24 protein-coding genes and 1 other RNA gene are annotated in these 22,399 nt (G+C 56.9%); 17 read left to right on the top strand and 8 right to left on the bottom strand.

What is annotated here, in order from left to right; translation table 11 throughout:
- Positions 1 to 74: 74 nt before the first annotated feature.
- Entirely contained in the window at positions 75 to 425 is a 351-nt protein-coding gene (locus tag G5154_RS02180; RefSeq protein ID WP_421250231.1) for a hypothetical protein, read from the bottom strand.
- A gap of 206 nt (positions 426 to 631) precedes the next feature.
- Between G5154_RS02180 and radC the strand changes: the two genes are divergently transcribed.
- The 6 genes from radC (at position 632) to G5154_RS02150 (ending at position 3,312) form a co-directional block, all read left to right on the top strand.
- Positions 632 to 1,099: a RadC family protein gene (gene radC, locus G5154_RS02175; RefSeq protein ID WP_421250230.1), complete on the top strand. Its 468-nt coding sequence runs from the start codon at positions 632 to 634 to the stop codon at positions 1,097 to 1,099.
- Entirely contained in the window at positions 1,096 to 1,464 is a 369-nt protein-coding gene (locus tag G5154_RS02170; RefSeq protein WP_421250229.1) for a DUF2787 family protein, read from the top strand. Before radC ends, G5154_RS02170 begins: the two co-directional genes overlap by 4 nt.
- Positions 1,465 to 1,469: 5 nt before the next feature.
- Positions 1,470 to 1,610 carry a hypothetical protein gene (locus tag G5154_RS02165; protein ID WP_005324906.1) on the top strand — a complete coding sequence of 47 codons (141 nt, stop codon included), beginning with the start codon at positions 1,470 to 1,472 and terminating at the stop codon, positions 1,608 to 1,610.
- On the top strand, positions 1,607 to 1,750 hold the full coding sequence (locus G5154_RS02160) for a hypothetical protein (RefSeq protein ID WP_005345168.1): 144 nt from the start codon (positions 1,607 to 1,609) through the stop codon (positions 1,748 to 1,750). Before G5154_RS02165 ends, G5154_RS02160 begins: the two co-directional genes overlap by 4 nt.
- 240 nt (positions 1,751 to 1,990) lie before the next feature.
- On the top strand, positions 1,991 to 2,542 hold the full coding sequence (locus tag G5154_RS02155; RefSeq protein ID WP_016350879.1) for a recombinase family protein: 552 nt from the start codon (positions 1,991 to 1,993) through the stop codon (positions 2,540 to 2,542).
- A gap of 26 nt (positions 2,543 to 2,568) precedes the next feature.
- A complete protein-coding gene (locus G5154_RS02150; protein ID WP_421250228.1) occupies positions 2,569 to 3,312 on the top strand; it encodes a hypothetical protein in 744 nt (247 codons plus the stop codon).
- A 278-nt stretch (positions 3,313 to 3,590) separates the two neighbouring features.
- On the opposite strand, the gene G5154_RS02145 is transcribed toward G5154_RS02150, so the two are convergent.
- The gene (locus G5154_RS02145) at positions 3,591 to 3,773 is read right to left on the bottom strand and encodes a hypothetical protein (RefSeq protein ID WP_021230269.1); all 183 of its coding nucleotides are present in this window, start codon (positions 3,771 to 3,773) and stop codon (positions 3,591 to 3,593) included.
- Positions 3,774 to 4,042: 269 nt separating this feature from the next.
- On the opposite strand from G5154_RS02145, the gene ffs reads away from it, so the two are divergent.
- Positions 4,043 to 4,136: signal recognition particle sRNA small type (ffs, locus tag G5154_RS02140), an RNA gene on the top strand.
- A gap of 325 nt (positions 4,137 to 4,461) precedes the next feature.
- Here the strand turns inward: ffs and G5154_RS02135 are convergent.
- Both G5154_RS02135 and G5154_RS02130 read right to left on the bottom strand, forming a co-directional pair.
- The gene (locus G5154_RS02135) at positions 4,462 to 6,285 is read right to left on the bottom strand and encodes an ATP-binding protein (protein ID WP_227340675.1); all 1,824 of its coding nucleotides are present in this window, start codon (positions 6,283 to 6,285) and stop codon (positions 4,462 to 4,464) included.
- An 8-nt stretch (positions 6,286 to 6,293) separates the two neighbouring features.
- Positions 6,294 to 6,785, bottom strand: a complete 492-nt coding sequence (locus G5154_RS02130; RefSeq protein ID WP_005351410.1) for a molybdopterin-dependent oxidoreductase — start codon at positions 6,783 to 6,785, stop codon at positions 6,294 to 6,296.
- Between the two features lie 338 nt (positions 6,786 to 7,123).
- Here G5154_RS02130 and G5154_RS02125 point away from each other — a divergent pair, with 338 nt between their 5' ends.
- The 6 genes from G5154_RS02125 (at position 7,124) to G5154_RS02100 (ending at position 13,277) form a co-directional block, all read left to right on the top strand.
- Entirely contained in the window at positions 7,124 to 7,474 is a 351-nt protein-coding gene (locus G5154_RS02125) for an STAS domain-containing protein (RefSeq protein WP_005333409.1), read from the top strand.
- Positions 7,471 to 7,887, top strand: a complete 417-nt coding sequence (locus tag G5154_RS02120) for a hypothetical protein (protein ID WP_005351415.1) — start codon at positions 7,471 to 7,473, stop codon at positions 7,885 to 7,887. Before G5154_RS02125 ends, G5154_RS02120 begins: the two co-directional genes overlap by 4 nt.
- An 18-nt stretch (positions 7,888 to 7,905) precedes the next feature.
- Positions 7,906 to 10,011: an SLBB domain-containing protein gene (locus tag G5154_RS02115; protein WP_005360128.1), complete on the top strand. Its 2,106-nt coding sequence runs from the start codon at positions 7,906 to 7,908 to the stop codon at positions 10,009 to 10,011.
- 1 nt (position 10,012) lies between these two features.
- Positions 10,013 to 10,681 (top strand): tyrosine-protein kinase family protein, encoded by a 669-nt coding sequence (locus G5154_RS02110; protein ID WP_076493047.1) that lies wholly within the window; start codon positions 10,013 to 10,015, stop codon positions 10,679 to 10,681.
- A 23-nt stretch (positions 10,682 to 10,704) separates the two neighbouring features.
- Positions 10,705 to 12,195, top strand: coding sequence for a SpoIIE family protein phosphatase (locus tag G5154_RS02105; protein ID WP_421250227.1), 1,491 nt, complete (start codon positions 10,705 to 10,707; stop codon positions 12,193 to 12,195).
- 80 nt (positions 12,196 to 12,275) lie between these two features.
- Positions 12,276 to 13,277: a glycosyltransferase family 4 protein gene (locus tag G5154_RS02100; protein ID WP_421250226.1), complete on the top strand. Its 1,002-nt coding sequence runs from the start codon at positions 12,276 to 12,278 to the stop codon at positions 13,275 to 13,277.
- Between the two features lie 285 nt (positions 13,278 to 13,562).
- Here G5154_RS02100 and G5154_RS02095 read toward each other — a convergent pair whose 3' ends face one another.
- Genes G5154_RS02095 through G5154_RS02085 form a run of 3 tightly spaced genes read right to left on the bottom strand, consistent with a single transcriptional unit; the run spans position 13,563 to position 16,571 of the window.
- Positions 13,563 to 14,198 (bottom strand): sugar transferase, encoded by a 636-nt coding sequence (locus G5154_RS02095; protein ID WP_005333398.1) that lies wholly within the window; start codon positions 14,196 to 14,198, stop codon positions 13,563 to 13,565.
- Positions 14,195 to 15,388 carry a glycosyltransferase family 2 protein gene (locus tag G5154_RS02090; RefSeq protein WP_042010803.1) on the bottom strand — a complete coding sequence of 398 codons (1,194 nt, stop codon included), beginning with the start codon at positions 15,386 to 15,388 and terminating at the stop codon, positions 14,195 to 14,197. Before G5154_RS02090 ends, G5154_RS02095 begins: the two co-directional genes overlap by 4 nt.
- 31 nt (positions 15,389 to 15,419) lie before the next feature.
- The gene (locus G5154_RS02085) at positions 15,420 to 16,571 is read right to left on the bottom strand and encodes a glycosyltransferase (RefSeq protein ID WP_421250225.1); all 1,152 of its coding nucleotides are present in this window, start codon (positions 16,569 to 16,571) and stop codon (positions 15,420 to 15,422) included.
- 157 nt (positions 16,572 to 16,728) lie between these two features.
- Here G5154_RS02085 and G5154_RS02080 point away from each other — a divergent pair, with 157 nt between their 5' ends.
- The 3 genes from G5154_RS02080 to G5154_RS02070 all read left to right on the top strand — a co-directional run bounded on the left by G5154_RS02080 (position 16,729) and on the right by G5154_RS02070 (position 20,381).
- Positions 16,729 to 18,144 (top strand): GumC family protein, encoded by a 1,416-nt coding sequence (locus G5154_RS02080; RefSeq protein WP_421250224.1) that lies wholly within the window; start codon positions 16,729 to 16,731, stop codon positions 18,142 to 18,144.
- 393 nt (positions 18,145 to 18,537) lie between these two features.
- Positions 18,538 to 19,467, top strand: a complete 930-nt coding sequence (locus G5154_RS02075; RefSeq protein ID WP_421250223.1) for a hypothetical protein — start codon at positions 18,538 to 18,540, stop codon at positions 19,465 to 19,467.
- Positions 19,468 to 19,757: 290 nt separating this feature from the next.
- Complete coding sequence (locus G5154_RS02070; protein ID WP_139478191.1) at positions 19,758 to 20,381, top strand: DUF6988 family protein; 624 nt, start codon at positions 19,758 to 19,760, stop codon at positions 20,379 to 20,381.
- 169 nt (positions 20,382 to 20,550) lie between these two features.
- On the opposite strand, the gene G5154_RS02065 is transcribed toward G5154_RS02070, so the two are convergent.
- Positions 20,551 to 21,396 (bottom strand): DUF1194 domain-containing protein, encoded by an 846-nt coding sequence (locus G5154_RS02065; RefSeq protein WP_113739425.1) that lies wholly within the window; start codon positions 21,394 to 21,396, stop codon positions 20,551 to 20,553.
- A 158-nt stretch (positions 21,397 to 21,554) separates the two neighbouring features.
- On the opposite strand from G5154_RS02065, the gene G5154_RS02060 reads away from it, so the two are divergent.
- Complete coding sequence (locus tag G5154_RS02060) at positions 21,555 to 22,322, top strand: hypothetical protein (RefSeq protein ID WP_258720639.1); 768 nt, start codon at positions 21,555 to 21,557, stop codon at positions 22,320 to 22,322.
- Positions 22,323 to 22,399: the final 77 nt, after the last annotated feature.

Raw genomic sequence — 22,399 nt, 5'->3', positions numbered from 1 at the left:
AGCAGATTGAACATCCTAAATGGCCCCTTTGCCTTTGATGGCGGGCAAAAGGGCCCGATCCAAAATCAGCAGATTTACGCAGCCACCTCCTCCTCGGACAGCATCGCATAAACCGCCTTGGCGATGTGCTCTAACTTCAGCCCGTCAGCGTAACCAGAATCCAGCATGTGAGTCGTGACGAATGCATCCGGTAGCCCTTTCCGATGGAGGAAGGACTGGACTAGCTGGACCTGCTCGGGGGTGATGGCGAAATCACCGCGAAGGTAGCCCTTCTGGTGGTAGTTCTCGATGATCCAGAGTGCCGGAGTGTTACTTCTACTGCAACGCTCGATCAGCTCGCTCTTCATCTTCTGGCCCAGCGGGCTCTTCTCGACCTCTTCATCCATCATGATATGGGTGGGGTGGATTTGTGGCTCGTAAATCATGCTGTTTCCTTACATCATCGCTAAGTTGGCGTTTCGGTTAGATATTTTTTTGGTGCATCCTTGACATTTTAAGGGTGCCCCTCCAGGGTACTTATACCCTGACCGACGCAATCTGACAAAGTCACCGGCGGGAAACCGTCGTTCAATATCTACTCCTCCCCCTGGCATAAGTAACTCGTGTACCAAAACGACGCGAGGTTACTGTTATGTCACACCACTATGATGATCACCCCGGACAGGGTGATCACATCATCAATCAGGCCTTGGCCATTTTGGAGAGTCGACAGCGGCATCTGGGCCAAGCCTTCACTCAGCCCCAAGCGGCAGCAGACTTCCTTCGGCTCAAGATGGGGGAGTACGAGCGGGAAGTGTTCGCCGTCATGCTGCTCGACAATCAACACCGACTGCTCGATTACCAGGAGCTGTTCTTCGGCACCATCAATGCGGGCACCGTTCACCCCCGTGAGGTGGTCAAGGCGGCTCTCAACAGAAACGCCGCAGCGGTCATTCTGGCCCACAACCACCCCTCCGGCATGGTCAACCCCTCGGATGCCGACAAGGCTGTTACCGCTCGTCTCAAGGATCTGCTTGAGATGGTAGATGTGCGAGTGCTCGACCACTTTGTGGTGGGACAGCACGACATCGTCTCGTTTGCCGATAGGAGGTTGCTATGACCCCATCCAAACCGCTACAGGCTTTGTTCACCAAGATCATCGGCAGCTACCCCGACGCCACCGCCCTGACCCTCAACTTCCGCAGCCCCGATTATTCCGCCGACACCGGTGGTTACCGTCCGGTCGAAATCCGTCTGGAAAAACGGGCTGGTAGCTGGGGGATGGCCTACGTCACCGAGTTCACTTACCTCGATGGCGAGCTGGTCAAGGATCTTGACTTCGACTTCAACGCCGGGCTTGCCTCACAGCTCTGGTGTGGAGAGCGGCCGTTGGCCACCACCATGGACCTCTACCGGCTTTGGGAGAGGAACTTTCTCGACTATCACCGGATGGAGGTCTACCGCCTGAAGATAACCCCTGAGTAATCGCCATGAACGACTTCACGAAAGCCCTGCTGCTGGACGCCTTGAAGGCAGCCCTGACGGCGTTTGCGTCAGTCATCGTCAACGCGATGATGGCCCGCTACATGCCGCCACACTTCTACAACATGAACGAAGAGGACTACCCATGAACAAAATGATCCTGACCTCGGTGACTCTGGTTGCCATTGCAGGGGGAACCCTGATGATCCGCCTAATCGCCCGTGACAAGGCTCACGCTGAGGAGCTGGCCAAGGTATTGCGGATGCCGGGCGGAGCGACGCGTCATTGAGATCCCCCGGTCGGCACCCTGCATGACCAATAGATAGAGCAGCCAGAGCATCTGGTTGACTACCCCTGCGGGCCCTCCATCACGGAGCGGCCCGTTTTCATTTGTATCACTGGCGCAGGTCAATAGACCAAGCCCGTGTGACGCGAGCGAAAGTGCCACTTTTTGCCGGTCATATGGGTTCCTTTCGACCTTCTGACCGGTCGCGTCAGTGTACCTTGCCCTATTGACCAGGAGGAGACCATGGCACTGGTGGGATATGCACGTGTCAGCACTGTGGGGCAGAGCCTGGATGCCCAGCTTCAGGCACTGGCCGAGTGCAGCAAGATATTTCAGGAGAAGGTGAGCGGGGCCAAGGATGATCGCCCGCAGCTCTCGTTGATGCTGGATTTTGTTCGTGAGGGAGACGTGGTGATGGTGACCAAGCTGGATCGCTTGGCTCGCAACACTCGCCACCTGTTGGAGATCTCGGAGTACCTGCACGCTAAGCGGGTTGCTCTGAGGATTTTGAATCTGGGTATCGATACCTCGACACCTACCGGAAAACTGATGTTAACCATGATCGGTGCCATCGCCACGTTTGAGCGGGAGCTGATGCTGGAGCGTCAGGCAGAAGGGATTGCTATGGCAAAACAGCGTGGGGTCTACAAAGGTCGCAAGCCGACCGCCATGGCTAAAGGGGAGGAGGTGCTGTCACTCGCTGAACGGGGACTAGCCAAGGCCGAAATCGCACGTCGAACGGGGATCAGTCTCTCCAGTGTGCAGCGGATCTTGCGTGGACTGTCTGGCGAATGAATAGTTTTGACAACAAGGAAAACGACATGGAACAAGAGAAGACGAAACAAGAGTCCGGCCGGTTCTTCGAGCAGCGGGAGACGTTTTCGACACAGATGGCGAGCAAATGGGCCCGTTATCGTCTGTGGCTGAAGCAGTCGCTGCGTAGAGACCCTGAGCTAGATTCGAGTGAGGTCAACAATAATCCCTACCAGCGGGGGGGCATATGCAGTTACAACGCCTACCTCTCAGGGATGTTAAAGGCTCACTTGTGGGGGATATGGTTAACTGCAGTGGTAGTCATCGTGTTCTACTTTGGGTTGGGAATGGCAGGCTTTCGGTCAAATCGCTTCCCAGGCTTGCCGATCATGCTGTTGGTCGCGGCCTTTTGGTCATTCCACTGGGCCCTGATCAGCTTTATCTGCCTCGAAAAGCGGCTGAGGGCGATAGGGATGGCTCAGAGTAAGCTACGAGTCATTGCCCTGGCGTCGGTTGGTATGACAACAGCAGGCATCATGTTCGGATGGTTTATCCGCTTTAAACGTGATGGCATGGCTGGGAACCCCTTGATTGATTTCGCGATGTCACAGTACGAAGCTGTGGGTCAGATAGGTGCCGGTATGATCTACCTCGGTTTTGCCATGCTCTTCGTACTGCCTTGCTACCGTAATAGCGATGCGTTATCAGAGGGGGTAAAAGAGGAGCTGGGGAAGGTGCAGGGCTATCCGACCCCGATCCTGTTGGTGTTCCATTTGCTTCTGCTGTTTCCGGCAGTGGCGATTCTGGCCTAGTAGACTTGAAGGAGCTCATATCAGAGCTCCTTTTCTTTAGCAGGTATGCAAGGCATCAAGCCGGTAGCGGTGCTTGGCTCGGCAACCACGGCACCATGATTGTATCCTGGTTACACCAGCCATCCGTCTGAATCCGAATTCTCCTGCCCGATAGAACACATGAACGCCAGCCTGTTCTGAACAGCTCGGGCAGCTTTTGAGTTTCTGCCCGTTTTGATGGAACACAACTGAATGGTTGAGGGGCTGGCCACAAGAACACTGGTCGGTCATCGATGAACTCACTTCCGGCGGTTGTCGGTTTCTTTGGCTACCCCTTTGAAGGGCTCCCCACCTTGTTTCTGCTCGATAAACTTGCCGCTATCCGTATCACGTTTCGTCCAGTTCCCATTAACCGGGTTCTGAACTTGGGTACGGTCGTTGACGGAACCTTGTCGATAGCCTTTGCCTGTGTTCGTAGCCATATGTCACCTCGGGGTTAAGTGAGACCCAAAGTTACCATTAGATTTCATTTTGCTCAATATTGGGTTGATTGTTGAGCTGTTGAGGGAGGGGATGGGACCTGTAATGAGGTGCTTGCAGGGTACGGGAGAGGGCGGGTAGGATTGGCCTGTTTGTTACCAATTTAAGCATGTCCACTTGATGTGGATGACCGTACTTGCGGCGGATTCTCGCTTGTTGAGGTTTCAGAACACTGTGATGGCAATCAGTTCCATCCCCAAGTGCCTGATTTATTTGGGCTCGCATTGATAACCCGTCGACCTGGTCAGGACCGGAAGGTAGCAGCCAAGGCGGGGGACTCGAGTGCCGGGATGTGGCTGGTAGGGCCACCACTTGTTTCTGCCATTCAATAAGTTAGCTTTCTAAAGCCCTTGGTCATCCACTTTGTGTGGACGACGAGGAGCTCATCGATGAATCTCTGGCTCAGTCCCCACGGCATCTGGTATTACCGGAAAGTCACCACGCTCCCCTGTGGTCGTCGTAAAGAGATCAATAAATCCCTGCGTCCCCGAGACAAGCCGACGGCCCGTGCAGCTGTTGTGAAACTGCCTGCCTGTGCGCGTTCCAGACCCAAGCCAATTCAGTTGCCTGCAGAGGTCAATGTTGCTCCACATGAGCAATCAGTAGCCCGGAATCAGGGGGGGGGGGTTATTACTTGGTGACACGCAGGGTGGCGTTGTATTTGAGCCGACCATGGGAAATATGTCTGTTTATCTCGCTTAGCAGCGTCTCTTTATTGATGGGCTTGGTGATATACCCGTTCATGCCATGGGAGAGATAGTATTGCTTGGATTCCGGCATCGCATCAGCCGTCAGGGCGATGATGGGGATATCTGCCCAAGGCATCTGGGAGGTGCGGATCCGGGTGGTGGCCACCAGGCCATCCATCACTGGCATCTGGACATCCATCAACACCAGATCAAATTCGGTGTGACCCAGTTTCTCCAGCGCCTCTTCTCCCTGAACGGCCAGTGTGACCTGATGGCCCACGGAGTCGAGCATGGCGCCGATCACCTTGCGGTTGGTGGCATTGTCATCAACCAGCAAGATGCGATAACTCTCCTGATCCAGCGGTTTGGACGGCAGGCAAACAATCGAGGGGGTCGTGGCTCTGGCGGGCCAGATGTAGGTAAAGGTACTGCCATGCCCTTCGCTGCTCTCTACCGAGATATCGCCGCCCATCAGGCGTGCGAGATTACGGGATATTTCAAGTCCCAGGCCCGATCCGCCATATTGGCGGGTGATCGAGACATCCGCCTGGGCGAATCGTTGAAACAGGTTCTTTAGCTGACTTTTGCTCATGCCGATCCCGGTGTCCTGGATCGAGATGCGTATCGAGTGGCGATCCTGCTCCAACAGGGTGCTATCAACATGGATCTTTACTTCCCCCTGATGGGTGAACTTGATGGCATTGCTCACCAGGTTGAAGAGGATCTGGCGCACTCTCAGCGGGTCGATCATCAACCACTCCGGCGTATCGGAGGCAACAGTCAGGGTCAGTTTGATCCCTTTTGCATCGCAGTTGCTCTGCATCAGGGCCCGAATATCCTCCAGCAGCTGGGGCAAGTGATGGGGGGCCAGTTGCAGCTCGATCTTGCCCTCTTCCAGCTTGGATACATCCAGAATGTCGTTAAGCAGACCGAGCAGATGATTTGCCGATTCCCGCGCCGTCTCCAGATAGTCTCGCTCCCTCGGGTCCATATCCCGGTCGGCCAGCAGTGAGAGCATGCCGAGAATGCCATTCATGGGGGTGCGAATTTCATGGCTCATGTTGGCCAAAAAGCTGCTTTTGGCTCTTGTGCCTGCCTCTGCCGCCTGATTTGCCCGCAGCAGTTTGTCATTGAGCTGCTGCATCAGTTTGTGCTGCAGAAACGAGATATTCATTTGCCGCCAGATCAGCAGGGCGAGCACAAAGAGCAGCGCAAATTGCAGGGTCGCGATGAGTGTCGTCGTGATGATCTGCTCCCTCACGCTGTCGCGACGCGCCACATCAAACAGGGTCGCCTGCTGGTTCACCTCCAGAGTCAGCTGATGGAGCAGGGGGAGCAGGGAGGCAAGCTGTTGGCGCAGCTCCTGATGGGCAAGATTGTCGAGCGGCTTGGTGGCTTCCGGGCCGAGCCAGATATCCGCCAGAGAGATGTAGGATCGAATGGCTTTGCTTGCCTGCTGATATATCTCTGTTTGCTGAAGCAGGCTGCGATCCTTGCTCTCCAGCACCAGATCCATGCGGCTGACCAGAATATCGTATCTGAGCTGGAAGGTCGGTTGCGACTCATGGAGCAGCGAGCTTTGAAAACGCAGCGCTTCGTTATAGAGCTGGAAATAGTTCCACATCACGTTGTCTTCGCCCTGGCTGGTACTGCGCTGCAGATCCTGAAATTGCCGGTACTGGATGGTACCAATACCGGCAAAGGCTAGGAGCAGCACGCAGAGCACCACAAACAAGAAACGTTGACTGGCCGCCATGGAACGCATGATGGGATCTACTCCACTTTTATCGCACTGATCTGCCAGATAGCCCGACCGTAATAGAGCTTGTTTTGCAGTTCGGGATATTGATCGAACGGATAGACAAGGAACAGCGGCCCTTTGTCACGCACCGACAGTGGCTTGCCATTGATCGTGCGGGCGAGGATGACCCGATACTGCTCGGCATCGCTTGTCGGCACCTGTACCGAGTAGTCATTGAGCGCGGTAATGGTGAGCTGTTTGCCGGTTGCCCCGACCTTGGCCAATACATCTTGCAGCAGCGGGCCGCGAAAGGTCTTGGCTTCGTCATACCAGGGGGTATGGGTTTTGATTTCGTGTACCGGCAGTTGATCCAGCATGGCGCTGTCCCACAGGGCCAGAGCCTGATGAGTGGGGCTGCTGATGGCGCCTTCAACCTTCAACACGGCACTGTCAGGGGAGGGGGCTGCGTATGCGGTGCCGCAAAGGGCTGCCAGCAGTGGTGCGATGTAAAGGCCTGCTTTCATGATCTCTCCTTCCTGGAAAATGGCGGCATGGGGGCCGAGCCAACGGTGGCTTGTGAAGTGTGTCCAAAGGCAAGCAATAATCGGGCCCAGTCTAATGGGCTTGAATTATCAGCCATTTAGCCTGTTATCGGGCGATCTCGGCCAAGGTGAATTGCAGTTTGCAACGTTCGGGGGAGGTTAATTGCAATTTGGCAATCAAAACGAGGAGTGGGTGTCGGTGAATAAGGCGCAAAGAGTATCATTTGGAGAACAAGAGCCGTGGCACTGCCCGGCATAACATTTGCAACGTGCTGAATGCCGTGACAGCAAATAGTCTGAGAATCGACAAGGAGCTAGCGATGGAAAGCATGACTTACACCCTTAATGATATCCAGGTAGTGGTACTGGAAAACGAGTTTGACGCGATGGCCGTCAGTGAGCTCCGCCCGTTGTTTGAAACCCTCTCGACCCACCCGGGAGATATCCTGGCCGATATCAGCGATGTTCATTTTATCGACTCGTCGGGGATCGGAGCCTTGGTATTTCTCTATAAAAGATTGATTATGAACGGGCATCAGATGGCCCTTGTCTGTGGACCCGGTCAACCTCATGACCTGCTGGAGATGCTGCATATCGATCGGGTGATCCCCTGCCATGAGAGCATCAAGGCCTATATGCGCTCCCGTGGCATGATGGCCGCTGCATCATGAAACGCTTTGGTATCCTGCTCTCATCCATTCTGCTGTCGGGTTGCGCGCAGTGGCCGCCGGAGGGATATGGCGGCATGGCCGAGGCAAGACCCACCCGTATTCCGGTCAATGAGGATGAACGGCGGGTTTGGTCTCGTTATGATGAGCGTCAGAAGGAACTCGACTTGCAGCTGACGGAATTAAAGCAAGCGAGTCTGCAGGGGTGTATGCCTGCCGAGTTGAAACGACTACAATCTCAACGTATTGATATCGAACGGGATATGCACGGACGGCTCTGGTCGGATGTAGCCTGGCGTCAGACCGTGTTGGCACAATCACTACAACAAGTACGTTTGCGGCTGCAACAGACAACAGCGGATGGCTGTCGTGCTGATTGGTCAGGGCTCCCCTTACGCCAATGGGGGCAGACGTAACAGACGAAAAGGATGTCTATGAAACGGGGCGCTCTCGAAGGATTGATCTGTGTTCTCTTGCTGTTGTTCACCTGCCCGTTACTGGCCTCCACCTTATTGGCTCCCGGTGATCGGTTGGCAATAGTGCAACCCGGTGAGCCTGCTTTTGATCAGCCTTTCCAGATCAACAAGCAGGGGGAGATTGCACTGCCTGAGGTCGGCAACGTCGTGGTGGGGGGAAAGACCCTGCAACAGGCGGATGAGCTGATCCGCACTGCCCTCAAACCTGTTTACAACAACCTCTCTCAATTGACCGTCACCTTGCTGGAGAAGCGGCTGCTGATCAGCGTGATGGGCTATGTCAAAAAACCCGGCAGTTATGATCTGGCGCCCGATGGCAACGTGCAGATGGCCCTCGATGCCGCTGGCGGTCTGGTGCCCGGTGCCCAGCTCAACAATATGCAGGTGCGGCGTGGCAGCACGGTCTCTAGCTTCGACTACAAGCGTTATCTCGATACCGGCGATGCCAGCGTGTTGCCGCCATTGCAATCCCTCGATGTGGTGTTCGTGCCCGCATCGCCTTTGATCGGCAACGTGCAGATCGATTTTGATGCGGCGACCCTGGCGGCAGGTGGGGATGGCGATACCGGCAAGGCGATCAAGGTATTTGGCGAGGTCAACAGCCCCGGCGCCTTCAGTTTCAAGAGCGGCAACTCTATCGTGGATCTGCTGATGCGAGCCGGTGGGGTGACCCGCTTTGCCGGGGTGGAGCGGATCCGGGTGATCAATGGTGATGCCCCCGAACTGTTCGATCTCAAAGCCTATCTCGACTCCGGCAACAACAAGCTGCTCCCTAATCTGGCGCCGGGCGCCACCATCTTCGTGCCCAAGGATGAAGAGCAGATAAAACGGGGAGCGCGCACCATCTACATCATGGGCGAGGTGTTCAAACCCGGCGCCTATGAGGGGCGGGAAGGGGACTCCTTCCTCGATATTCTGGCCAATGCCGGCGGCCCGACCCGCTATGCCGAGAGTCGCCAGATCCGTTTGCTGCGCACCGATGGCACGATCGAACCCATCGACTTGCAGGCCTATACCGAAGGGATGCAAAAGGCGCTTCCCCAAGTCAAACCCGGTGATGCCATTTTTGTGCCGGAAAAGACCGATATCAACGAGAAGTCCTGGTTGAAAGTGGCACCCGGACGGGCGGTGATGGTGATGGGGGCGGTGCGGATCCCGGGCCGCTATGAATGGTCTGACGAGATGTCGTTGCTGGATCTGATCGCCCACGCCGGAGGACCCAACGAGCGGGCCGATATCGCCAAGGTGCAGATCCTGACCGCCGAAGGGGGGCAGGCCACGCCGACCCTGTTTGATCTCGACAAGTTCCTTCATCAGGGCGGGGCGCTGGCCAGCCTGCCGAAGATCCGGGCCGGATTCACCATCATGATCCCCGAGCTGCCCACCGATCCCAGTGACAACAAGTCCCAGTGGGTGCGCCAGTCACCGGACAGTTCCATCTATATCTTCGGTCAGGTCGGAGCCCCCGGTCGCTATGCCTTCAATGAGCAGATGGGCTTTATCGACATCCTGTCTGCCGCCGATGGTCCGACTGCGGCGGCGGATCTGCGCAATGTGCGTATCGCCCATCGCAGTGGCAGCACGGCGCGGGTCAGCAAGCTCGACCTTGCTCTCTACTTTGAAACCGGCGATGAAACCTTGCTGCCCAAGGTGCTGCCCGGCGACTCCATCTACCTGCCGGAGAAGAATCGTCCCTGGCTCGACGAGCCGAAGGAGAACACCATTCGGGTGCTGGGAGCGATAGCCCGTCCCGGTCGCTACCGCTTTGACTCCTCCATGACCCTGTTGGATCTGCTGGCCGAGGCAGGGGGCCCGACCAGCAGCGCCTATATCAAGAAGATTGTGGTGATCAACATGGCCACCAGTGGTCAGGGGGATCAGGCCCGCAGCTTCGATCTCGACGGCTTTGCCAAAGAGCCCGACTTTAGCCAGTTACCGGTGCTGCGCGCAGGGGACACCGTCTTTATCCCTGACAGCAAGAGCAGCAACTGGGCCATTTTCATGGATGGCATGCGCGACATTTTGACCACGATTTCGGTGGTGGCCCTGGTCGGGACGCTTTGATATGAGCATCCCCATTCAATATCTGGAGCTCGAATCCCTCTACGCGGCGACGGTCGCCCGGGGGATCCGCTCGCTGGCGGTCACCTCGTCAGAAGGGGGAGAGGGGGTGAGCTCCATCTGCGATGCGCTGGCAAGGCGCTCGGAGGCGGATGGGCTGCGCACCCTGCTGGTGGATCTCAATCTCTATCACCCCGGCCGCGCCACGGCGGTTGCCTGGGGTCCCAATGATGTGCCCGAGCCTGTGGCCACTGGCCGCTCCTTGTCCTTGCTCCCGGCGCCGGGCAAGGATCTGATGGCCTTTCGCAACAAGGATACCTTGCGTCAGCTGCTGGTTCGCTGGCTGGAGCATTACGATGTGGTGATCTTCGATACCTCGCCGCTCACCGCCCTCAATCGGGGCAATATTCCGGCCGATCAGGTGTGTGGGGCCTGTGAAGGGGCGCTGCTGGTGGTATTGGCCGGGGTGACCCCGACGACCGTGGTACAAAGTGCGGTGGATAAACTGACCCGTGCCGAGGCCAATCTGGTTGGCGCTGTCTATAACGACAAACTCAACCCGGGGCTGGCCAGCGAGATCCTGCGCGAACTCAACCGGCTGCCCAGTAACCGGGTGACCGAATGGCTCAAGCGCTGGTGTCGGCGCAGCGCCTTGCTCAATTTCCGGATCTGATCGCTCGCTGATGGAGGCCCGATATGGATGACTGGTTGCGATCTGCTCCGGCAACCCTGCAGGCGGTGCGCGAACTGCGCAACCGGCTGGCACAGGGACTCTCCCTGTTTCAGGTCTCCCCAAAGGATCAAGCCAACTGGCTGCTCTGTTTCAGTGAGCTGGCCACCAATAGCGTCAAACACACAGCTCCTCCTGCGACCCGGCTCTGGCTCACGCTGAAAGAAGATGAAACGGGCTTGAGTCTGATACTGGAGGATGATGGCGGCCCGCAACCCGGTCTTGCCAGCGCGCCGTTACCCGATGAGCTGCAGGAGGGGGGATACGGGCTGGCGCTGGTGCACCAGCTGTTTGCCGAGGTGCACTTCTCTCGCGACGGTGAGCGCAATCGCGTGACTCTTCGCCAGCAGGGCCCGGTCAACCAACTGCCGGTGCTCGCGGTGATCGACGATGACAAGGTGATGCGTGCCCTGCTCACCGCCTATCTCCATGAGCACTACCGGGTTGAAAGTTATGCCGACTCCCATGCCGCCCTGCTGGCGCTTGGAAAGCAGCCCCCCGCGCTGGTGCTCTCCGATATCGAGATGGAGGGGATCGATGGCTTTGGGCTGCGCCAGCAGTTGATGAAGGATCCCAAGATGAAGGGGGTGCCCTTTATCTTCCTGACCGGTCATCAGGATCAGTGGACCCAGAGTCGGGCGGGGGCGCTGGGGATCGATGACTTTCTGGTCAAGCCCATCACCAAGCAGGACCTGTTGCTGGCGGTTTCGCGGGTGCTGCAACGCTCGCAGCAGCTCAAGTCGCAATGGGGCGAACAGCTGGATCAGCGCATGACCTCGGCGCTGCGCCCGTTATTGCCCGCCACCTCCATAGGGGGATACCAGCTGGCGTTGCAAACCCGCGCGGCCACCGTGGGGGGCGGGGACTTTCTGCTGGTCAAGGATCGGGTGCTGTGGCTCGGGGATGTGATGGGTCACGATGCAGAAGCCAAGTTCTTTGCCCATGCCTATGCCGGTTATCTGCGCGGTTTGCTGACGGCGCACGATCTGGAGCGCGCCCCCGCCCGTTTGCTGACCATCTTGTCCAATGCGGTTCACAGTGATCCGCTCCTTGGGGCTACCCTGCTCACCACCCTCTGCATTGAACTCGGCAACGAGGGGCGGGTGCAGTGGGCCAGCGCGGGCCACCCGGCGCCCTGGCTGGTTGGGCCCGGCACCATCCGTCAGGTCGGCGTGACCGGCCCCTTGCCCGGTTTGCGCCCGGATCCCCACTTCGTGACCAATGAGCGTCAGCTCAAGCCCGGCGAGATCCTGCTGTTCTGGACCGACGGTCTGCTCGATAGCCGTGATGCCGCAGAGCGCCAGCGCTGGGAGTCGCAGCTCAAGGAGATCTGCCTGACTTCGGGGCCCGGTCTTGAGCAACTGGCTCATCGCATCGCCCGCTGGTTTGATGAGCGCGTCAATGATGCCGCCCTCGATGACATGACCCTCCTGCTGGTCGCCTGTCCCGGCGCCTGATCCAGCCCCTCTTTGCCTGACTGGCCCGCTCTATGCAGCGCCTCATTTCAGGTGGCATGGAGCCACGGGAGGAGGTGCCTATGTTACCCATGCAGCAGATCTGGCTGGCCATCGATGCGCGTCAGGTCGGTGGAATAGAAGTTCACATTATCCACTTGGCCAACGATCTGCTGGCCAGGGGATTTCGCCCCACCATAGTGCTGGTGAGCAACCACGGTATGACCCCCTTTACGACCCTGCTCAAACAACAGGGCTTGCCCTACGAGGTGTGCCAAAACAGCCGCGATTTTATGCGCCGTCTGGCCCGCCAGCCAGCCTCTGTGCTGATCCATACCCACGGCTACAAGGCCGGGGTGCTGGGGCGGCTGACGGCCTGGTTCACCGGTAAATCGGTGGTTTCGACCTTTCACAGTGGGGATGACGGGGAAGGTTTGCTGAAGTTTTACAGCTGGCTGGATCGCACCACAGCGCGTTTTGCGAAGTGTATTGCAGTGAGCGAGCCCATCGCTCGCAAATTGCCAGTGCCAAGCACGGTGATCAGCAACTTTGTGCCTATGCCTGCAACGCCTGCATCGGTAACTGGCAACCGGATTGCATTTGTCGGCCGCCTCTCGCCGGAAAAGGGGCCGGAGGCGTTCTGCCAGCTGGCCGCCTTCTGCCCGGACGGAGCGTTTCATCTCTACGGGGATGGCCCCATGAAAAGCGGCTTGTTGCAGCAGTATGGTGATCGCGTCCAACTTCATGGTTTCCAGAACATGGCCAATGAGTGGCACAACATCGACCTGCTCTGCATCACCTCCCGCTTTGAAGGACTACCGCTGGTGGCCTTGGAGGCGATGGCTCACGGCATACCGGTTTGTACCTTTGCGGTGGGGGGCCTGGTCAATCTGATCGACCATAAATCCAATGGCTGGCTGGTGGAGCCCGGCCATGTGAGGGATATGGCGGAGCTGGTCAACTACTGGCTGCGCAGCGATGGGGTGGTGCGCAGCAAAATGAGTCAGGCGGCCCGCAACACCATAGCCCGCGGGTATAGCGTCAACAACAGAGTGACCGATATTCTGGCCGTCTACGGCGCCTGAATCACGGAGAAACCTGTCAAAACGAGTGGCCGCTGGCCACTCATTTTTTTATGTGCCGGTGCTATAGGGAGCAGGAGGCGGATTGCTTCTGTGATCACGCAACGCTCGGATTTCTGCGGTGGGGCAAGCGGACATCAGGCCTTTGGATGAATGAGGCCAGATGATGGCGATCAGGTCGCTGACTTCTCTGTGATCACCGCGGACGTACCACAAGGATGCGCCATAAAAAAGCCATTGCAGTGACAATGGCCTGATGGTCTCGAGGTGTGGCTGAGATTGGCGGGATTAGCGCCCCTTCTTGCCAACCATGATGGCGATCGTCTTGCCGATGATATGCACATCCTGCACCAGCCAGCGCCAGGGGTGGAGCAGGGCGACCGAGTAGGCCAGATCGAACGCCAGCTTGCTGCGCACATCATCCAGCGACTCGTCGTAACCCTGATTGACCTGTGCCAGACCGGTAATGCCGGGGGCCACTTCATAGGTGCGTTCGATAAAGTACGGCACCGCATCTTCCAGCCGGTTGGCGATCCCGGGTCGCTCCGGACGGGGGCCGATCAGCGACATCTCCCCTTTGAGCACATTGATAAACTGCGGCAGCTCATCGAGCCGGGTTTTGCGCAGGAAGTCGCCGCTGCGGGTGATCCGGCTGTCCCCCTTGCCACACCAGACCGGCCCGGTGGCCGCCTCGGCATCGGCGCGCATGGTGCGAAACTTGATCATGAAAAAGAGCTCGGTATGGGTGGCGTGGCTGCGCCCGATCCGCAACTGACGAAAGAACACTGGCCCCGGGCTATCGAGCCGGATGGCCAGCATGATCAGTGGCCACAGCGGCAGCGTCAGCAGCAGGCCAAGAGTGGCACCGAGCAGATCCATGCTGCGTTTGACCACCAGGGTCAATCTTGGAATGGGGTGTGTCATACGGCTTTCTCCTGTGACATGAAACGTATGGGGGCGCGCAGGCAGTAGCGCAGGGTGCCCATGCCGTTGTACCAGTGTCCGAGTACCAGATAGTGGATCTTGCGAAACAGATTGGGCCAGGGGTGGACAGGGGTCAGCTGGATCAGGATGACCAGCAGATACCCCAACAGTTGCAGCCCCAGCAGCAGCTGAAACAGCAGAGATTGGGTAGCCAGCGGGATGGCGCAGAGCCACAGCAGGGTCAGGCAGAGCGGCATCAACACCCGCAGCCCCTTGCCACTGGCAAAGTTGAAGGCAACCCAGCCGAACTTGGGGTGCAGCAGGGGCAGCAACCGCAACAGCTGCTGGGTGTTGCCAGCCCCGATCCGCTTGCGCCGTGTCGCCTCCAGCGCGGCATCGGAAACTTCCAGCTCCAGTGCGGCGCAGCGATTGTCATAGACCGCCCGATACCCCTTGGCGATGGCCTGCATCGGCAGGATGAAATCGTCGTTGATGGTATCGGCGGCCAGTGGGGTGAGGCACTCCCGGCGCATCATGTAAAAGGCCCCATGGGCCCCCAGCATGCCGCCAAGGGCCGACTCGCAGAGCTTGATCTGGCTTTGATAGTGCCAGTAACTCTCCTCGCCCTGAGAGCCCGGTTGCCAGAACCGGTATGCTTCCCCGACCACCCCTACCTTGGGATCGGCAAAATGGGCGACCGCCAGCAGCAGGCTGTCGATGGGCAGTAGGGCCGAGACATCGGTGAGGGCCACCAGATCGCTGTGCACCCGGGTCATGGCCTCGTTGAGCACGGCGACCTTGCCGCGATTGCGGGGGTGATCAAACAGCCTGATCTGCAACTGCTGCAGGGCGGGATCACCGAGCTGGCTCAGCGCAATGGGGTAACTGTTGTCGCTGCAGCCGTCGAAATGCACATGTACCCACAGCTTGTCGGCGGGGTAATCGAGGCTGGCGAGGTTTTGCAGCTTGGCCGCGATGGTCGCCGCCTCGTTGTAGACCGGCATCAGCAAAGTGATGGTCGGCAGCGCCTCATCGGTGGCGTCTGCTTTGAACCCTCGATCCAGAGGGCGCGGTGGATTGGCTACCTTGCGCGCCTGCCGACCACCGAATTTGAGCAGCAGGGGATAGCCGACATGGTGGTAGACCACCAGTACAGCGCACAGCCAGAACACGATCATGATCCATTCCATGGGATGCACCTCTGGTCATCGGGTCGCTTGATCAGCGGCTGTAAAGCTGCTGATAGGCCTGAGCCATCCGGCTCAAGCTGCTTTGCTGGCACACAAACTCACGGGTGACGGCACGCAGGCTATGGCACTGCAGCAACCCTTGTGCCAGAAGCTGGGCAAGGCGGTCGGGATCCCGCTCCGACAGGATATGGCCGCTGGCCTGGCAGACGATCTCTCTGGCCGCCCCCACATCGCTCATCACCACCGGTACCCCGCAGGCCTGTGCTTCCAGCACGCAAAGCGGCATCCCCTCCGCCAGCGAGGGGAGGCAGAAGAGATCCAGCCCCTGATAGAAGCGCGGCATGTTTTCGACCAGCCCCAGAAAATGGACCCGATGGGCGATCCCCAGTTGCTGACACTGTTGTTGCAACGCATTTTGCAAACTGCCGACCCCAGCCAACGCAAGATGCACCTCCTCCGGCAGGGCGCGGATCGCCTCCAGCAGCAGAGTGTGACCCTTGACCGACTCAAGGCGGGCGGCGCAGCCAATCAGTTTGACCTCTTGGGGCAGCCCCAACTCATGGCGGGCGGGGTTGATGGCGCCCGGCGCAAAGCGCTGTTCATCAATGCCATTGGGAATGACGGTCGGTGACAGTTGGCCAAGCTTGGCTTGCAGCTGACTGGCGACCAAAGTGGCATCCGCCACCAGAACGGGTTTCAAGATGCGCACACCCAAGAGTGCCAGCGTGCGCTGATGCGGGTTATCGAGATACCAGGCATCGTGCTCGGTGTGTACTAGGGTGGGCACCCGGGCCAGCCGACTGGCCAAGCCGCCATAGAGCATGGGCCCCAGATGGTGGGTATGTACCGCGATGGGCTTGAGTTGGCGCAGCAGCCGGGTGAGCCGCCAGAGGGTCGCCAGCGACCAGCCCGCAGGCTTTTCCAGACAGTGAATATTGCCAGCAAAGGGATGCAGGGCGGGCCAGGCGTTTAGCACATCCGTTTTGCGCCCTTCAAGGGAGATGATATGCACCGGCTGATCGGCCGGGCTTGCCTGAGTGAGGTTGAGCACCATGGTCTCCAGCCCGCCGGGCTGCAGGTGCTGCACGATTTGTACGACAGGTTGCAGGGCAGGTTGCACGATGGGCTTGGCGCTGGCGCTCCCGCGGGGATGGGGTCTGTGCGACGGGGTTGATGACAACATGGTTCGCGCTCCGGCAAGGGAAGGGGTAACACCCCGGATAGCGGGAGAATGCGAATCTTGTACCACTCTTGCGATCTGCCCACAGAGGCGATCAGCTCCTCTGGTGGCACTGCCTTTGCATCGTGCGAGGGGAGCGCTTTTCTCAGGGAGTGATGCCATGCCTGTCCAGTTCTATTACAACCTCTACATCATTCTCTTTGCCGCCTGGCGCCGTCGCTATCTGCTGGTGATCCCGGTACTGGTGATGCCGCTGGTGGGCGTGACGGTCGGCTTGCTCACCCCCAAGGAGTATGAGAGCCGCACCACCTTTATGGTGCCGCAAGATGCCAACCAGACACCGACCCTCAAGGATCTGATCACTCAGGAGAGCCTGAAAGATCGCTTTGCGGTGCTTGAAGCCCTGCTGCGCAGCCGTTATGTACTGGATGGGGTGGCGCGGGATCGCGGTCTGGTCAATGATGAGACCCCCCCAGCCCAGCGCGATGCCATCATGGACTGGCTCTCGAGTGCCGTCTCGCTGCGGCTGATCGGCGATGAGGTGATCGAGATAAAGGTCAAGGCGGATTCGGCGGCCAACAGCGCCGGTTTGCTCGAAGCCATTTCGCGGCGCTTTTTCTTCAACCTGCTCAGCAAGGGGCGCCAGTCGGCGGAATCGTCCGAACGTTTCCTGCAAAGCCAGCTCGACAGCCGCCGCAGCGAACTGCAAGCGGCCGAGCAGCTGCTCGCCGATTTTAAACGGGAGCATGCCAGCGCCTTGCCCCAGCAGCAGAGTACCAACGTCGCCCGTCTTTATGGTTTGCAGGAGCGCTATGCCGAGAGCCTGATCACCTTGCAGCAGGCCAAGGCCCGGGTCGATCAGCTATCGCTGGGGCAGGAGAGTCAGCTGGCCCGCCAGCTGGATGAGAAGCTGCAGCTGATGCGCACCGAGCTGGTGTTGCTGCGGGCCCGCTACAGCGACGAGCACAGCAAGGTGCAGAGTCTGCGCTATCAGATTGACCAGTTGCAGCAGGAGTTCGAGCAGCTCAAATCCCAGCCGGATATGGCCCGCGGGCCCGAGTGGCAGCTAGCCCAGACGCAGCTGACGGAGGCGGAGCAAAACGCCGCCGGCTTGAAGAGCCAGCTGGATGGGCTGGACAAGGTGGTCGACTCCCAGGGGGATACCGAGCGCCAGCTCGCCGAGCTGGAGCGGGATCTTGCGGTCAAGCGCACTCTCTATCAGGATTTGCTGCTGCGCTATGAGAAGGCCAAGGTGACCGGCGATCTGGGCAACTTCGAGCAGGGGGAGCGGATCAAGGTGATCGACAAGCCCTTTGCCCCCAGCAAGCCGAGCAACTACCCGCTCTGGCTGTTTCTGCTGGCGGGCATTGTTGGCGGGCTGGGGCTCGGCTGCGGTCTTGCGCTGGTGGCCGAACTGGCGGATGCCAGCCTGCGCCGCTCCGATCAGCTGGCCGCCCTGGTCAAGGCACCGGTTCTAAGCCGGATTCCCTACTGCGAGCCGGTGCCGGACTATCCATCCCATAGTGATCAGGCGCTCGATGGGCAGGTGTTGCCCTTGTCACCAGAACCGAGTTGATTGCCACAAAAGCTGGCTATCAGCCGGAATCTGAATATTTCTGATTAGGCCTCTTAATGAGGCCTTTTTATATCATGCAAATAGCGGAGTAAACATCGCGGCAAGCCGATAAAAGAGGAGATAGGCTGCATTTTATATTTCCGTTTGTTGACTGTGGTTTTATCCAGTGGTACAAGTGGAACCGGCGCAAGGCTATTGATAATAGACCTATAAGAAGGACTTATAAGTCAGATGCTGGTTGGTAATACAGTGATTTTAATATTATCTATTGGTTGTGATGACGAGTGGTAGGGCAGAGCTAGATGGAAGGCGTTACGAAGGCATTAATAGTGTTTTCCATCCTATTACCGTTAGGCGATATTAAGGCTGGCTTGAAATTATGAGGGATAAACTTTGGCAATAGAATCACCATTATTTCAGAGTGCAATGGAGTTACTTGGTCACTCTATTACACATTACAATGGTAAGAAAGAGCTAGACCGAAAATTGTTGATTTTGCATTTGGCAAATGCAGTGGAATTAATATTGAAAGATTTAGTGCTTGACTCTGGTGAATCTATATACAAAGGGCCAAAGGAAACAATTACTATTCAAGGTTGTATAAAAGTATTGCAAGATAAGTCTATAAGTCTACCCTTACTAAATAAGATAGAGTTGTTAGTTGACGAAAGAAATGCTCTACAGCATCGTTTTGGTTCTCCGAATGAATTGACCAGTATTTTTTACATAAATATAGCAGAGAACTTTTTTCGAGAGGTTCTGAAAAAATATTACAGTCAGGAGTATGATGAAATTATAGTGCAGTTTTCGTATGAGTCTGACTTGCTTGAGTATAAATTGAGTGATCCAAGTAATGACCAAGAATTAGACAAGCTTAAAGATTTAGCTAAAATACATCCTTTAGGTGCATTACTCTCGGCTTGGACATATCTCGAAAAAGAAGTTGAAGTATTTGCAGAGGAAACAGGCATAAAATTTCTCCAACGTCGCCCTGCAACCACAGATCTGGTCAATGGTCGTTGGGAGCGATTCGGTGTAGCGGTACCTGATGGATTGAGTGACCGTTTCCATGAAGCACGTCGATTAAGAAACATGGCAGCACATGGCCGCCTTGAGCCGACGGTCGAAGATGTCATATCTTCAGTTGATACAATTGAAGCATTAGATAAATACTTATTGAGCCTAGATAAATCTGTTATTAAGCAAAGTGCCCAAATTGAGAGAGAACGGCATGAAAAAGAGCAGAAAGAGTATCTTGATAAACGTTCTAAAGCGCGCCAGCCAATAAAATTCATTGATTTGTTCGGTGGTCAGGTAGCCTAACAAGCCCTTGAATAGGGGGGCTGCCAACGTATGGTGTTTACAGCGCGTAGGTTCGATTAGCGGGTGGTAGGAATAATCGGATGCTCGCTGTGACACTCCACTTCAATGCTGTAACTACGCCCCGACCGGTGCCAGTTCGAGGGTGATTTTTTGTGGGAGGGGGAGAAGTGGCAAGATGGAAGGGTTTTAGCGAGTTAAATAGAAATGTTGCAGAAAGACCGCGAACGTCCGATTACGCTTCGCTAATCGAACCTACTGCCCTTAAAAAATCGTAATGAGGAGAGACTATATTGATAAATCATCTGTTGTCACGCTCTGCTGAACTTGAAAAAAACTTACTGGAATTTTTAGTACTGCCTCCCTTCGATGACTCACAAAGAATCATGGTGAGCAGAGTCATGTGTAGTATTGCTTTCGAGCATGCTGAAAGTGCTAAAATGCTTATATCAGCAGGTAATCTAACCTCGTCTACGGGGCTTGTTCGTCTTCAATATGAGGCACTGGTTCGGGCAATGTGGCTGCTCTACGCTGCAACCGATACAGATGTTTTAAAGTTAACCAGCGAGCTGACGCAGGAGACGGCAAATAAGGCAAATAAGCTTCCTATGCTCAGCGAAATGTTAGAAAAACTACAAGGAAAGTCCCCTCAAGAACCGTTGGATATGTTGAGAGAATTCAAAGAGTATTCTTGGAAACCTCTTAGTTCGTTCATCCACGGTGGACTTCATGCAATCCATCGCCACAGTAAGGGTTATCCACTTCCTTTACTTGAACAGATGGTCAGAATATCCAACGGGGTGTCGTTAATGGTGGGCATGCTGTTAGTTATATTGCATGGTGGTGGTGAGCAGGTAGGTAAAATCCCACGTATTCAAAGAGAGTTTGCTGATTGTCTACCTGATACCAAGTTGTAAATTTCAATAAGAAGTGTCGTAAAGAGCCGCCAGCCCCATGTTTTAGTCGAGTAGCCTGCCTCAGCCCAATCATGAGCACAACTGCTGTATATGCTCAGCCACTTATCCTTGTTTCCAGATAAAAATCAGGGAGCCATAGCTCCCTAATCGCAACACACGGGGGGATAAATCAGCCGATGGCGGGTGCCAGTTGCCCGTTGGCGGGCTGCAGGCGTCCCTGATTACGGCGTTGATAGCGCCAGGCTAGCAGTAGCGGCATACCGAGCAGCAGCTGGGCGGCCAGCGGGATCTCCTCGATGGGGGCGGCCAGTGCACCTTCCGGAATAATGCCCCCCTCAATTTCGGCAGCCAGTTTGAGCTCCAGCGCATTGCCAAAGTCGGCGAAGGTGGTGGCATTGATGACAAATGCATCCTGACCGCCCGCCACGTTTTCCACATACCACTCTTGCAACACCCCATCGGCATAGTCCTGACCTATGGTGATGCCGTTGATGGTATCGATGCCGGAGGCGAGCAGTTGATCCCGCACGGTAGAGGTATCCAGCCCGTTGTTCTGGATCCCGTCACCCGACACATCCATCACTTGGCGGGCGGCGGTGTAGTTGTTGGTATCAAACTGCTGGGCACCAAAGGCCATGGCCGAACCGGGGGCCGTCATCCCCGCATAGGGGCGCACCAGGGCATCCAGGGTGGCGGCGAAGTTGTTGATGGAGGTCATGTCGTAGAGGTGGAACCAGTCAGTCATCACGCTCTGCTGGTTGCTGCTGCTCCACATGATCATCTGTACGGCGATGGACCCGAGTTTGCCACCACTGGTGTCGAGGATGGCGCTTTGTACATCCTGACTGTAAAAGGCGTCCACATACCCCTGTAATTGCAGATTGAATTCCGATGAACTGACGCTGCCCGACACATCCATCAGCAGTTGCAGTTCGGTATCGACTTCGGTCAAGGCGTATGCGGGGGAGGTTACCAACAACATCCCCAGCAGCCCTGCCAACGGTTTGAGTTTCATTGCTCACTCCTTCTCCCTGGCGCTAGTGCCAGCAGGGTGGAATGAATAAAGCGTGCCAGCTTTGTTGCATCCTCTGACTTGGCTTGGTCCGGGTGAGAGCGGGCAGGCATGGAACTTGCGACAGCGGTCAAAAGCGCTGATAACCGGCAGGAGTTGCGATGGAGATCCGTCCCTGGCAGTGGGCACCCAACTGGCTGCTACTTGGTTTGGCCAATCAGTGGGGCATGGTGTGGCTCAATATGGGCCACTTCAACCTGCTGGTGGTGTTGCTGATTGCTATCTGGTGGCAAATTGCATCGCGGGTTGCACCGAGCTGGCGCCCGCATCCACTGGCGCTCGCCCTCTTTATCCTGCTGATCCTGATCCCCAGCGCCAGTTGCAAGGCGCTGGCCTGTCTGTTGCTGGTGGCCTCGCTGTGGCGCCGTCATCAGAGTGGCGATGAGCGGGCGGTGTTGCAGATTGTGCTCGCCTTTACCGTGGCGGTGTTGTGGGGGCAGCAGGTGTTTGCCCTGCTCTCTGGCCCTGTGCTGGCGCTCGATGCCTGGGGGGTGGGCCAGTGGTTGCAGCTGCTGGGCTGGGAGACTCGCCTTGATGGCAATCGTATCGAGCGGTTGGGGGGCCATGCGCTGATCGTGCTCAAGGGGTGCTCCTCGTTTTCTCAACTCTATCTGGTGGTGCTCTCCTGGCTGGTCTCCTGCTGCTGGCTGGCGCCGGAGCGCCCCCTCTACCGGCAGTGGCCCATGTTGCTGCTGGTTTGCCTGCTCTATATCGGGGCCAATCAGCTGCGGTTGGTGCTGATGAGCCTGGATCTGCGCTGGTATGGCTGGCTGCATACCGGCTCGCTGGCCCAGCTCTACCAGTGGGCCATCATGTTGTTGGTGATGACCATCCTCTTTCTAAGGGGGCGCCGTGATGGGTCTGTCTAAGGGATATCTGCGGTTGGTGGCGTTATCAGAGCCGGGTGGTCAATATGATGCTGCTGGTGATGACCATCCTCTTTCTA

The organism is Aeromonas sp. 600527 (genome assembly GCF_049175415.1).
Classification (GTDB): Bacteria; Pseudomonadota; Gammaproteobacteria; order Enterobacterales; family Aeromonadaceae; genus Aeromonas; species Aeromonas veronii_A.
The sequence above is the reverse complement of the archived record's forward strand: the minus strand, read 5'-3'. Positions and strand labels throughout refer to the sequence as shown.